Origin of the sequence: Moorena sp. SIO3B2, assembly GCF_010692525.1 — a bacterium.
Classification (GTDB): domain Bacteria; phylum Cyanobacteriota; class Cyanobacteriia; order Cyanobacteriales; family Coleofasciculaceae; genus Moorena; species Moorena producens.
This window is the reverse complement of sequence record NZ_JAAHHE010000035.1, coordinates 16,803-30,273: the sequence shown is the minus strand read 5'-3', so window position 1 is coordinate 30,273 and position 13,471 is coordinate 16,803. Positions and strand designations below refer to the sequence as shown.

Sequence of the window (13,471 nt, the reverse complement as noted above, 5' to 3'; positions counted from 1 at the left end):
AATGGAAACTGGAAAATCGTTAAGGGAAATTATAAATTAAAAATTAAACAATTAACTAAAATTAACAATAAAAAACTAACAAATGAAATGACTAATCAAACATGAGTGTAAGCGTTCGCTTTCTACCAGATGATGTGACAATTGAGGCCGAAGTTGGAGAACCTATCCTTCTAGTGGCTGAACGTGCTGGTGTGTTCATTGCCACAGGTTGCCTGATGGGTTCTTGTCATGCCTGTGAGGTAGATATAGAAAATGGACCGACTGTTTGTTCTTGTATCACTGCTGTACCTGCAGGTTATGAACAGCTGACGATTAATCTCTACTCTGACACCAATTGGTAGTCTATTATTGTAAGCATTCAGCGGTCAGCAGTCAGCGGTCAGCTTTGTGACACAGGCTCCAAACCTGGGGCTTTAGTAACATTAAACGAATGTTTAACTGTTTTCTTCAAAAGCTGTTCGGTGTAGCGTTCGCGTAGCCCATTAGCTGATAGCTGAATGCTTAGGTATATTACTACCATGGCAATCGGCTTTCGTCAAGGTCACTAGTTGATTTAACTGTCCACTAACCTTGGCCTTTCGGCCACGCTACGCGAACAACCTACCCTACACCGAATCGCCTTGGCCGAACAACCTTCAACCTTCAACCTTCAACCTTCAAACTTCAACCTTCAAGCAATTTGCCATTGGCTATTTTCTCTGGTAGCTGCTCAATAATGCCACCTCCGAGCACCAGCTCCCCGTCATACAGAACAGCAGCCTGTCCTGGGGTGATGCTGAATTGTGCTTCATAGAACACTAATCTGATCCGATTTCCTTCTAGAGGAATCACATTCACAGGTACAGCAGGTGAGCGATAGCGAACTTGCACAGAAGCTCGAATCGGAACAGTAGGTTGCTGAATCGATACCCAATTGACCCGATGAACCGTACATTCAGCTTGGGTAGCTTGGTGGCGTTCCCCTACAATTACCCGATTCCTGGCTGCATCCAGAGCAATCACATACAAGGGATTGGGAGCAGCTATACCTAGCCCTTTCCGTTGTCCAATGGTGTAGTGGTGAATTCCCTGATGTTGCCCTACCACATTTCCATCCAAGTCCACGATGTCACCTGTGGTTTGGGAAATATACTTGTCCAGGAACTTCTGCATGGAACCGTGGGATTCAATTAAACACAAGTCCTGACTTTCTGGTTTATCAGCAGTCTTGAGATTATACTCAGCAGCCAGGCGTCGCGTTTCCGTTTTCTTAAGTTCTCCCAAAGGAAATAGGGAAGCCGCCAACAGGTCTTGAGTCAAGTCATACAGGAAGTATGACTGGTCTTTTGTCAAGTCTATTGCTCGCCGCAATTGATAGCGATCGCATTCAGCATCATAAGTAATCCGGGCATAGTGACCTGTGGCTATTTTATCAATCCCCAATGTCTGATGGGCATAGCTCAGCATCGGACCAAACTTTACTGCTTTGTTGCACTGAGAACAGGGGAGTGGAGTAATCCCAGATTGGTAACCCGAGACTAAGTAATCCACAATGTTTTCCTGAAAAACATCGCGACTGTCCACAATGTGGTGGGGAATTCCTAATTGTTCACAGATAAACGCTGCATCGACCATTCCCTCAGAGCAGCATTGACCCTTGCCTTTCATTAACCAAAGGGTCAATCCTACAACTTCGTATCCTTTGTGATAGAGGGTGGCGGCAGCTACGGAACTGTCTACCCCGCCAGACAAGCCAACGACAACTTTATTCATCAACTCAACAGATTTCTGCCTTAGGGAGGTATTGCATTGTATAGTATTATTGTAGTCCTCCTGACCCCTAAGTCCGTCTACCTTAAGTCGAGTCAACTACCGCACACTGACCCTAACGGGTACAGTGTGGGCTTGAATAAAGCTTGTTGACCAGACGGCTAGAAAAATCTAGCAGCCGTTAGTGCCAAGAGTTAAAGTTCGTACCTTGGGATGCGTGCCAGTTCCAAGCTCTACAACCGGGTAATTAAACAGGCCATACGGGAAAGCCAGTGTTATTCGGAAAGTACCGAGCACTAACACCGTCGAGGCAAACCTTACCAAGAAATTGAGACGTGCAGTAATGTACACTTTTGTTCTAGATAAAAACCTCAAACCCCTAGACCCCTGCCATCCGGCGCGGGCAAGAAAATTACTCAATACGGGACGCGCTAAGGTGTTCAAGCGTTACCCATTTACGATCGTCCTACTAGACAGGACGGTCAAACATTCACTGACCCATCCCCACCGATGCAAAATTGATCCAGGTTCCAAAACTACGGGTATGGCTGTAGTTCAAGAGCAGACCGGACGGGTGACTAATGCTTTGGAGATAGAACACCGAGGACAGCAAATTAAGAACGCTCTTGACTCTCGTAGACAGTTAAGACGGGGGCGACGCAGTCGAAAACTCCGGTATCGCAAGCGAAGGTTTCTTAACCGGACTCGCTCAGAAGGCTGGCTCCCACCATCCCTTGAAAGTCGGATCGCGAACGTCGAAACCTGGGTTAGTCGGATTCTAAAGGTATGTCCTATCACTGCACTTTCTCAAGAGTTAGTGAGATTCGACATGCAGAAGATGCAGAACCTCGAAATTAGCGGCATTGAGTACCAGCGAGGAGAACTGTTCGGTTTTGAAGTGAAGGAATATTTACTTCAAAAATGGGGCAGAAAATGCGCTTATTGCGGCACTGAGGGAACCCCGCTCGAAATCGAACATATCCGAGCCTTAAGCAAGGGGGGGTCGAACCGAGTGAGCAACCTAACCCTAGCTTGCCGCTCTTGCAATCAAGCCAAGGGCAACAAGCCTGTCGAGGTGTTCCTCAAAAAGAAACCCATGGTATTAAAGCGGGTGTTAGCGAAAGCATTAGTCCCGTTGAAAGATGCAGCAGCGGTTAATACGAGCCGATGGGAATTGTTTAGGAGACTCAAAGCAATCGGATTGCCAGTAGAAATGGGCTCTGGCGGTCAGACTAAATTCAACCGTAAACTCCGGGGTATTGCCAAAACCCACTGGGCGGATGCGGCTTGCGTTGGGGCTTCTACTCCCGAAAGACTATTCCTGAAAGGGGTCAAACCTCTGATCGCCAAAGCCAAAGGTCACGGAAGGCGGCAGCGCTGTCGAACCGATCGCTATGGCTTTCCATTAGGGCACGCTCCCTCACAGAAGTTCTTTATGGGATTTCAAACGGGGGACTTGGTCAAAGCCGACATTCCTAAAGGAAAGTACGCGGGACAGCATACGGGGCGAATCGCAATTCGTTTTAGGCCGAGCTTTAAGTTGAGCACATTAGAAAAGCGATGCAGTCGGCCAAAGGAGGTTTCCCCCACTCGCGACTGCATCAAGAAGAGCTTTGACGTGCATCCGAAATACCTAAAAACCATTCAGCGAGCGGACGGCTATGAATACAGATTTTAAACAATCGACTCGCTACCGCTCGAAAAATTTGTTGGCGGTAATTCCCCGGACGCTAACCCTAACCGGTATAGTCGTCCGCCCCCTTACCGCTATTTTTTGGTGGGCAAAGTGGGATTTCACTCCTATCCTGGAATCATAGAGTATTACGATAACTCTGGGAGTATCAGTGTTCATGGCTGGTTTTGGAAATTTGGTTCAAAAAGCGTTTTATCTAGGCGTCGGTATAGCTGCTGCTGCAGGGGAGAGAGCTGGGGGAACCTTGTCAGAAGTGCGAGGTCAAGCTCAGAAACTGGTAGATGAACTGGTAGAAAAAGGGGAGATGACTACCGAGGAAGCCCGTAAACTGGTTGAAGATTTAGTGCAACAGGGGCAACAGCAATCCTCTCAAGCTAACCCTAATGATCCTAAACCTGAGCCGCGCCGGATTGAGATTATTACTGATGAGGAAGAAGAATCAGCACCACCCGAAGAGCAGGATGTTGACAAACTACGCCAGCAGGTGCAAGCTATGCAAGAAGAATTGCGTCGGCTAAAGCGCTAACTTATAGCACTTATCTAGCACTTATAATTAATTTGTGGACAACAACAGGGGTTGAGCACATGATGGTTTTTGAGTGAATGTTTACCATGGAAGATGATTGGTCTAAAAGTATTTTTGAAACCCTCGAATCAGTGGCTAATATGGTCGATGAGTTCTTCGAGGGTGTCAGTGAGGTGGTTGAGGAGTTTGCCAATGAGATAGACAATGCCCTTGGTGCGGAAATTGACCAGTGTTTGCAAGAGATTGTTGAACCGTTTGTTGAGATTTATTTTGACTTTGAGGTTATGGTCAGTGAAACAGACGAGGATTTTCCTGATTCCGTGACACCATCCTCACAGAAACATCCCGCTTGCATAGGTTGCCGTCATTATCACGGTCAAGCCTACGGTGGAAATTTATTAGTCTGTGCTATGCATCCCTATGGTTGGGACACAGAAGATTGTCCTGACTGGGAATCCCATCCTAGAAATTCCTCAAATCGTTTCTAATCCTAGCAAAACCAATGAGTAATTCCTTTACCCAGGAACAAGCATCACCAGAAGTAGACACACCCGAGATTAAATACGGTGAACAGGAGATTGCCCAAGCAAAACTTATTACTTTTCCCAATCCCCGTATCGGTCGTCCCTATCACATTAACATCACCTTACCGGAGTTTACTTGTAAATGCCCCTTTTCAGGTTATCCGGACTTTGCCACGATTTACATTACCTACGTTCCCAATGAACTGGTGGTAGAACTAAAGGCCCTTAAGTTGTATATCAATACCTACCGCGATCGCTACATCTCCCACGAAGAGAGTATCAACCAAATTTTAGATGACTTCGTAGCCGCCTGTAACCCCGAAGAAGTCACCATCAAGGGGGATTTTAACCCACGGGGTAATGTTCACACCGTTGTAGAAGTGCGACACCAAAAGTAATTGGTACAAACGTAATCGGTAATCTTGAGGATCCAGTTAGCTTGGTCAGTGACCTGACGAGAATGGCTCAATGATCAATTTTGTGCCTTCCTCCCTTCCTGTCCTTTGGATCTTCGCGGTTTTCCTCCAAACAATTCCCATATAAACCGAAACGATATCACTTGGGATCAATTCAGATTGACCCTAGCTGGTGGCAACATAGAACTCTTGAGTTTTTGTTTCAACACTAACCAAAGGAAGACCGGAGCATCAAACAGGTATCGCCGCCACAATCGTCGCGGTTCAGATAATAGCCTGTGTAACCATTCCAATCCTACATCACTCATCCATTCAGGCGACCTTGGTTTAGTGCCTGCTTCAAAATCAAGGGTGGCACCTACTGCCATGAATATTTTGATGTTTGGTAATTGATCTTTGTACTTATGTATCCACTTTTCTTGTTTAGGTGCACCAACTCCCACAGCTAGTACTGTAGCTCCAGAGTTCTTAACCATTTCGATGATTTCTCGGCATTCAGCATCATTCTTCTCAAATCCGAATGATGGGGAGTGCGCAGCGATAACAATTTCTCTGCCAACTCTAGCATTGACATTTTCTTGAGCTTGTTTAGCGACTCCTTCTCGTCCACCTAAGAGAAATATTTTAATAGTCTTATTGTTTCTGTGATAATCATAAAAAGCTGGAAAAAGGTCAGATCCAGAAATTTTCTCCTGTATGGGTGACCCCAAGAACCTCGACGCATAATACACAACTTTACTATCACATAATCTATAATCGGCAATTCGATATGCCTTCATGAATTCAGGGTCTTTTTGTAGCTTGACTAAGTGATCGACATTGGGAGTGAAAATCACCCCGGTATCGAGCCGCTTTAACAGCTCTGACTTGGATATATTATCAATCTCTAAGTTTAGTATTTTCACTATTTCTCTCATGTTTAACCTTTTTACTTTACGATGTCTCTCCTACCTAAGGAATAAGCACTAAAAACAGCCGCCAAGCTTTTCCCAACAATCTTCAGACTTGGAGCCGAACTCAGTCAATTTGCCATTTCCCGATCGGCTACCCAAGTTAGCTTGATACTGTTTCGAGCAAGAAGATTTTATTTGGAAAAGAATAAAATTACATTATCACAGTTTTAGTAATTTGACTATAGTAGCTCTGAAAAATTATTGGTAAATACCCTTAGGTGCCCTTGACCCGTAATTAAATTCGCTCAAGGTGCGCGCCTCCTAGGGCGAGTAAATCGCCCTAGGGTCGCACCTTTCGGCAAAGCCGACGCGGGGCGCGTTCGGGTCCCACCTGTTTTCTAGATAGCTGAACCTATAAATATTCCCTAATTAAACAACAGTAATCCCTTGAGGTAGATTACACCAGGGTTTGATAACAATGATCTCAGTAATTTGACATAAATCTATTTTGGTATTAGCATTAAACTCTAGTTCACTGTGTTAAGAAGCGATGAATTATCCCTCAGGACAGTGTTAGGTAATTCACGAAATATTCAATCTCATTGTCACAGCGTGAACTAGAACGTATCGAGGGGAGAATTGGTTACTAATCATAACGTTATAGATTAGAGTCAACTCTGATTGAATCAATCATGCTGTCTGGGAATGAATTAAGTTTTCCCTCCTCCTAGTAACTCCCAATCTGCTTAGATGCTTATAGCTTAAAAACCTCAAGTCAATTCCTCTCTATAATACTTAGGAAGAATAGCTTTATTTAGGCTTTATTTAGGCTTTATTTATTTGTTATGTATTAGGGATTTACTTTAATTAAAATTACTGGTTTTTATGGTTGCACCAGTCCTCCGTTATGGTTCATTGATGGTTAGTTAATGGTTAATTATACCATTAATATCATAGCCTATGGGCGAGTCCAGCCTAGTATTTTCTCTGAACTTAATAAAATCTTTAAATATTCTTCATCGACTCTACATAAATGAGCTAACAAGGGTAATTTTTCCAGATCACGAGTCGTTGTTTTGATCAGGTAGTATTGATCAGGTCTATGCCTTATTTTAAGAAGATTTTTTACCAGGGAGTAGCTCACCAGTCGAGTCGGAGAACTAGTCGAGCTAACAAATGCCTCAAATCTTTGCTACTTATAGAATGAGACTACATAGTGTGATCGATAGCAGTAGTCTTTACAGAAACTTTATAAAAGCCTACTCTAAGATTCATCGATCCTTCAACCTTCATCTGTGTGAAGCCGACTATCGTTATTTGTAAGGTTAGATGCTGAGCTAAACTAGGCACACTACTTAACCTACCAGAAAATTACCCGCACATCTACCGACCACAACAATGAGAAACCCTGTAATTGCCATTGGCTTGGATGCTGCCGACCCTGCCTTGATAGAGCAATGGATATCTCAAGGACATCTGAAAAACCTGCGTCGCTTACGAGAACAGGGATCTTACGGACGTTTAAAGACATATGAATACTACCGGGCTGAGACTCCCTGGACAACATTCCTTACTGGTTGTTCTCCTGAGCAAACAGGGTACTGGGCACCTCTGAAAATTAAGGAAGGCACTTACGAAGTAGAAGACATTCAAGCCTACGACTTTGCTGAGTATCAACCCTTCTATGGCTTGGGAGATGACTATCGGGTGGCAGTCTTTGATATGCCTCAAGCTCCCCTGTCCAATCAGGTCAATGGGTTGCAAGTCCTTGCTTGGGGAGCTCACTCTCCTCAGACTCCCAGTCATTCCATACCCAAATCCTTGCTACAGGATGTGATTGATAAGCATGGTGAGCATCCTGTCTTACGCAAAGACCATGCCAGTATTATGGATGTGGCAGCACTCAAGGGTCTTCAAGCACAACTGGAGATTGGTATCGCCCGCCGGGGTGCCATTTGTCAAGACTTGTTGCAGCAGATGCCGTGGGATTTCTTCTTAACAATCTTTGGTGAAACCCATACTGCAGGGCATTACTTCTGGCACCTGAGTCAGCCGGATCATCCTCTCTACCCATCTGTAGGTGCTAAATGCCCTGGAGATCCCGTGTTAGAAATTTTTGAAGCTATTGACGAAGCCATTGGTGGCATTTTGAGCAAAGCCCCGGATAATGCCCAGGTCGTAGTATTTGCTGCCCATGGTATGGGGTCTAACGTCATGGATCTACCGAGTATGTTGTTCCTGCCAGAATTTCTCTATCGCTGGAGTTTCCCAGGTAAATATGGCATTGCTCGTGGCAAGTATGGTAAACCCCCAAAACCCCTAGTCAATGATGCCAGGGCGAAAAAGGGTTGGATGGGAAAAGTATGGAGCCTCAAGCATGAATCGAATCCACTCAAAGGTTTTTTGAGACGTCAACTCCCTACCAAACTTTTCAATCCCATCGCACCCTTGTTTGGTTCCACTCCTGCACCGGATCTCATTTCTCCGTTCAAGATGCAGGCAGAATCTGATCCATTCTTCTTCCAGAGTCCATCCTGGTACCAACCGTGCTGGCCTCAGATGAAAGCATTCGCGCTGCCTAGTTATTCGGAAGGATATATCAGGATTAATCTCCAGGGAAGGGAACCTCAGGGTATTGTCGCCCCTGATCAGTACGATGCTGTATGTGAGGAATTGACTCAAAAACTCTACCAGCTTAAAGATGCTCGCACTGGGGAACCAATGGTGAAGGAAATTATCCGCACCCGCCAATCGGCAACTGAAACTGGTCCGAAATTACCTGATGGTGACTTAGTCGTTATCTGGCAAGAAAAATATGCTACTGACGTAGTAGATAGTCCCGATATTGGACGGATTGGTCCAGTTCCCTTTAATCGTACTGGTTCTCACCGCTCTGATGGCTTTTTGGTGATTAAAGGACAAGATATTGAGCCAGGTTCTAGTTTACCAGCTGGTCATTCTCTAGATTTAGCCCCCACTATTCTGAATTTGATGGGAGCGCCCATTCCTGACTATTTTCAGGGTAAGCCCCTCTCGGCAATTAAAGAAACTGTTGTGGTTGGTTAACTTAAACTTAACTATAGCATTTGTATGTATTTGAGATGTAAACCTAGAAGGTCTTTTGTTATTTTCCAATAAAACTCCGGAGCTCTTGCCCCTCTAGCATGCATGCCTCTTGCCTCTTGCCTTTTTCGGCAATACGTGTGTTTACAACCTAGATACAAACGCTATAGTTACTTATATACTTGAATTACTCGCAAAGGGAATTGAGTGTTTTTTGTTAAGTGTTTTTTGTTGAATGTTTTTTGTTGAGTGTTGATCGTCAGTCAACACTCAAACACTGACCCAAACCCCCCTATACTAAGTGTTATCACGTGTTATCACTAAGTGTTATCACTAAGTAATAGCACTAAGTAATAGTTGTGAACCCAGAGATTCTTCAATGTCCATTCTCAAGTTTTGGATAGCAGGGTTAATTACTACCGTAGCAGCAATAGGTTTATCAGTTCCCAGTTGGGCTCTACCACTGTCTCCTGGCGATCGCCTTAGACTCTTTGTGGCTGGCGAAGAAGAAATCCCGGAAGCTGAACGCTTCAGTGCCACCTATGAAGTTAATCTGGATGGTTACATCAAATTCCCCTACCTAGACCCGATACTGGCAGCGGGTCGAGAAGTATCAGAAATCGAGCAAGACCTAGTCAAGGCTTTACTTGAAGGAGGCTTTTTTCAGGCTGATTTCCTCAAAGTCAGCATTCAACTGTTTGAGTGGGCTCCAATTCAGGTAACTGTGGGAGGAGCGGTTTTTGAACCTGGTCGGGTTTTGATTAATGATACGGATTCTAAAGGTCGAGACTTACCGGCATCGATTGCTACTGTCTCAGGAGACTATCCTCCAGAACGCTACCTAACCTTTGCCATTTTAACGGCTGGCGGCATCAAACCAAATGCCAACATTGAACAGGTGCGGTTGGTTAGGGGTGAACAGGAACAGGTAATTGATTTATCTGGTGTCTTCACCGGATCACCAGTGGAGGATATTCCCTTGATTGCTGGAGACCAAATCATTGTTCCTACTCGGGAGTTGCCTCAATATTATCTAGCCAGACCTTCCCAGCTTACTCCCTCAACTATTCCTGTGTTTCTCTCCAATCTGACTAATCCCAATAATGGACGTGACCTTAGAGTCCAGGAAGTTGAATATGGCTCCCGTCTGTCTCAAGCTGTAATTGCTGCTAGTTGTGTCGGAGGCACAGAAACCACAAATGCAGATCGCCGTGCTCTGTTACTGCAAACTGACCGTACTACTGGGGAAACTCTGGCAATAGAACGTTCTGTAGAGGACTTGGTGAAGAAGCCTAATGATGACCAAGTTAATCCAGTGCTGATGCCAAGAGATAGTGTCGCTTGCTATGATTCAACGGTCACTAATGTCAAAAGTGTTTTTGACTTTATTGGGGATATCTTCAATCCCATTCGGATTATTAAAGACATATTTATACCCTAATTCATATTGAGGATAGCTGAAATGTTATAATTAATGTATCTATCACAAGTTATAAGCTCAGGGGATCTGACTCTTCATCAGGGGTGTATTGGCTAAGGGTTTAAGCCATTGCTTGATAGTGGGGTAAAACTCTCTGCCAAGTCTTTCATAATAGAAACTATAAAAAATCATAACTTAAGACTACAACTTAAGACTACAACTTAAAACTACAACTTAAAACTCAAAATGTGGATTTGCCAGGTGAGATGCTCCAATGACTACTAATTATAATACCATAGCCCCATATCCCTATGAAAAATCAAATCTCATGCCTCTACGTTGGCTATTTTACTTGTGTTTAGGGATATCCATTAATGCCGGAATTTGGGGCTTAACATTTTTTTATTTGAAATCAGCTCAGCCAACTTATACCAGTAAATGGGCAGTATCACTTCCTGTCTCAGGCTCATCCACCAGAATTAATATCCCAGAATTAGGGGGAGCGAGTTCAGATGTTAGGTCACCATTTGGCGATCGCTCCCATGACCCGAGGGAAAAGATGAAATTCATTGCGGAAAGTAAGCCGGTGCTTAAGGATGCTGCCAGTATACTGAACATGTCCTCTCAAGAGCTGGGCAAGCCTAGGGTCAAAATTGTTGACAATTCAACTATGATGGCCTTTGAAATCACAGGAGACTCTGCTGAGGAAGCCCAACAGAAAGGTTTTGCTATGCACCAGGCTTTCCAGGAGAGACTTGAACAACTTAGGCAAGAAGAAGTAGGAGACAATCAGCTACCAATTCAAGCTGATTTGGAGGCAGCTAAGAAAAATTTAGCAGATATTCAAAGACGTCTGTCTGAACACAAAGCTAGAACTGGATTGAACTCGAAAGAACAAGTTAACCAGCTATCATCCACTATAGAAAGTTTACGACAACAACAAATCGATTTGTTAGCCCAAGGGCGAGAAGCAAAAGCCAATCTTAGCAACCTCTCAGCTAATCTCAAGTTGTCGTCTGGACAAGCTGCTGATGCTTTTGTACTTAAGGCTGACCAGATATTTCAGCAAACCCTAAGGGAATACAGTCAGGCTACGGCAGCCCTGACGGTTTTGAGTTCCAAATACGGTTCCAAGCATCCATCTGTAGTGGACGAGAAGAGCAAGCAAGAGAGTGCTAAAGCAGCTTTGCTAGAGCGTAGTCAATCTCTGTTAGGTCGCCCCATGTCTTTAGCAATTATTGACCAGCTCAGTGTTAACTCTGGGCCTGAAACTGGTTCTTCCCGGGAAAATTTGCTGCGCCAAATTGTTGAGGTGGAAGCACGGCAACAGGGTGTGGAAGCTAGAGCCTGGGTATTAACCAACCAGATTGCTGAGCTCGAAGCCAAACTCAAACAAATGAGCCAGGATGCTTTGAGGATGGAGATCCTAGAACGCAATATGCGCATTGCGGAAACTATCTATGCTTCAACCTTAACTCAATCAGCCATTGGTCGATTCAACCAATCCCTTTCCTATCCTCAAGTTCAGCTGCTAGCTGAACCCAGCTTACCCCCAGACGCGATAGCACCGAAAAAGTCATCGGCCTTACTTGGTGCAGCAGCTGGTTCATTGTTAATTAGTGCAGGACTATTTTTACTCTGGTTACGTCCCCATTTACAAGGTAAATCACAACCCTCAATGTACGGCAAAGTAGAATCGTTTAATTCTGATGTTCCACCCTTACGTTCTCAACCATCAAATAATAGTTTCACAACATCTAATAGCTTCACATCGCCAATCGGGAACCAAAGAAAAGATTTCTGATGCAACTAATCCACTTGTTATCAAGCTAGACATCATAGCATGGCACCAGTAACCTAAGCCATTAGGCAGGCTTTAATGAAACCCCAAAACTTTGAAGAAAAAGTAGTTTTCTATTATATAATTTCCACCTACTTATTATTTTTTTTAGGCGCACAGTTTGTTTTTGCCCCAGCTCTAGCTTGGCTGCTAACCTTTTATCTAATTAAGAAGCTTTGGCAGCAAACATCAGATACTCCACCGGAAGAAAGGATTCGGATTCCCATTGGAGTCTGGGTCTGGATTGTTTGCATATCAGTCATTGGCCTAGCCTTAGTTGTGGGTCATTTAGATTGGGGTTTTTCAACTGTTAAAACGATAAAATCCTTTATTAACTCCTTTTTGAGAACTTGGGCGCTTCTGGCCTTATTTCCTTTAATTGGTTGCCTCAACATCCGACCACAAATAATCTATAGAGCAATTTCTATCCTTTCCCTACAAACTCTGATCTTGGTGCCAATTACCTATGGGTTAAGTCTAACTGGGTTAGAGATGCCATTGTATACTAGCACCCTAATGGCAAAAATTGGGGGTAACAGTCAACGTTACTACGCCGTAAGTCCTTACGTGATAAAAAGTGGTGAAACACGGCTTTTCTTATTTGCGCCTTGGGCTCCAGCATTGGCATTTGCCTGTAACGTACACTTTTTCCTTAGTAGTAGAGACCCGGACATAAAGTGGCGTTTTATTGGTATGATTGGTTGTGCTGCTGCAATTGTAGGTTCATTGTCCCGGATGGGGATAATCTGCTTAGTGGGTATACCAATACTGGTAACATTTTTGGGAAATATAACCGAACCCGCCATCCAAATTACGGCAGGAATAGGGAGTTTTATTGGTGGTCTATTTGGTCCCCAACTGCTGATGATAGCTAGAAACTTGAAAGACTCTTTTTCCAGTCAAAGATCTGCTTCTTCGCGGGTTAGGTCGGCTTTAGCACGGCTTTCTCACCGTAAGTGGGAAGAAGATGCACCGATTTGGGGTCATGCCATTAAAGTAGGTAAAGGCCCTGATGTTGTCGCTGGTATGCCTATTGGAAGTCACCACACTTGGTATGGTGCTTTATATACTCATGGAATCGTCGGGTTTATTGGAATATTAATTCCTATAGTCTATACTTTTATAGAACTTTTAATTAAAGCTCAAAGGAGTAAAGTTGCCACAACAGCACTAACAATACTATTAATTTGTATCCTGTTTTCCTTTGGGGAAAATCTAGAGGGATTAGCTTACCTCTACTGGCCTGGTTTGGTTGTAGTAGGGATGGGACTAAAATAAAAATGCTCAAGGGGTTTGTCTAGACATTTTGTGGGTAATTACCATGTACTAATTATATACATAAAAAGG

Annotated in this window: 12 protein-coding genes; 10 read left to right on the top strand and 2 right to left on the bottom strand. The window is 44.0% G+C overall.

Annotation, left to right across the window (positions count from 1 at the left end; genetic code table 11):
* Positions 1–101 precede the first annotated feature (101 nt).
* Positions 102–341 (top strand): 2Fe-2S iron-sulfur cluster-binding protein, encoded by a 240-nt coding sequence (locus tag F6K38_RS11385; protein WP_008179060.1) that lies wholly within the window; start codon positions 102–104, stop codon positions 339–341.
* Between the two features lie 229 nt (positions 342–570).
* A complete protein-coding gene (locus F6K38_RS11380; RefSeq protein ID WP_267871977.1) occupies positions 571–705 on the top strand; it encodes a hypothetical protein in 135 nt (44 codons plus the stop codon).
* Here the strand turns inward: F6K38_RS11380 and mnmA are convergent.
* Positions 664–1,752, bottom strand: coding sequence for a tRNA 2-thiouridine(34) synthase MnmA (gene mnmA / locus F6K38_RS11375; protein WP_008179058.1), 1,089 nt, complete (start codon positions 1,750–1,752; stop codon positions 664–666). The genes F6K38_RS11380 and mnmA overlap by 42 nt on opposite strands.
* A 340-nt stretch (positions 1,753–2,092) precedes the next feature.
* Between mnmA and iscB the strand changes: the two genes are divergently transcribed.
* From iscB to queF, 4 genes are all read left to right on the top strand, one after another.
* Positions 2,093–3,427, top strand: coding sequence for an RNA-guided endonuclease IscB (gene iscB, locus F6K38_RS11370; RefSeq protein WP_008179056.1), 1,335 nt, complete (start codon positions 2,093–2,095; stop codon positions 3,425–3,427).
* A gap of 172 nt (positions 3,428–3,599) precedes the next feature.
* Complete coding sequence (locus tag F6K38_RS11365) at positions 3,600–3,968, top strand: phasin-related domain-containing protein (RefSeq protein ID WP_008179054.1); 369 nt, start codon at positions 3,600–3,602, stop codon at positions 3,966–3,968.
* 77 nt (positions 3,969–4,045) lie between these two features.
* On the top strand, positions 4,046–4,456 hold the full coding sequence (locus tag F6K38_RS11360; RefSeq protein ID WP_008179052.1) for a hypothetical protein: 411 nt from the start codon (positions 4,046–4,048) through the stop codon (positions 4,454–4,456).
* Positions 4,457–4,470: 14 nt separating this feature from the next.
* Complete coding sequence (gene queF / locus F6K38_RS11355) at positions 4,471–4,890, top strand: preQ(1) synthase (protein WP_008179051.1); 420 nt, start codon at positions 4,471–4,473, stop codon at positions 4,888–4,890.
* Between the two features lie 167 nt (positions 4,891–5,057).
* Here queF and F6K38_RS11350 read toward each other — a convergent pair whose 3' ends face one another.
* Positions 5,058–5,825, bottom strand: a complete 768-nt coding sequence (locus tag F6K38_RS11350) for a WecB/TagA/CpsF family glycosyltransferase (protein ID WP_008179049.1) — start codon at positions 5,823–5,825, stop codon at positions 5,058–5,060.
* 1,374 nt (positions 5,826–7,199) lie between these two features.
* On the opposite strand from F6K38_RS11350, the gene F6K38_RS11345 reads away from it, so the two are divergent.
* From F6K38_RS11345 to F6K38_RS11330, 4 genes are all read left to right on the top strand, one after another.
* Positions 7,200–8,867, top strand: a complete 1,668-nt coding sequence (locus tag F6K38_RS11345) for an alkaline phosphatase family protein (protein WP_008179042.1) — start codon at positions 7,200–7,202, stop codon at positions 8,865–8,867.
* Positions 8,868–9,243: 376 nt separating this feature from the next.
* Entirely contained in the window at positions 9,244–10,305 is a 1,062-nt protein-coding gene (locus F6K38_RS11340; RefSeq protein WP_008179040.1) for a polysaccharide biosynthesis/export family protein, read from the top strand.
* Between the two features lie 253 nt (positions 10,306–10,558).
* Positions 10,559–12,088: a GumC family protein gene (locus F6K38_RS11335; protein ID WP_008179036.1), complete on the top strand. Its 1,530-nt coding sequence runs from the start codon at positions 10,559–10,561 to the stop codon at positions 12,086–12,088.
* A 75-nt stretch (positions 12,089–12,163) separates the two neighbouring features.
* Complete coding sequence (locus F6K38_RS11330) at positions 12,164–13,402, top strand: hypothetical protein (RefSeq protein WP_008179035.1); 1,239 nt, start codon at positions 12,164–12,166, stop codon at positions 13,400–13,402.
* The last annotated feature ends 69 nt before the right edge of the window (positions 13,403–13,471 follow it).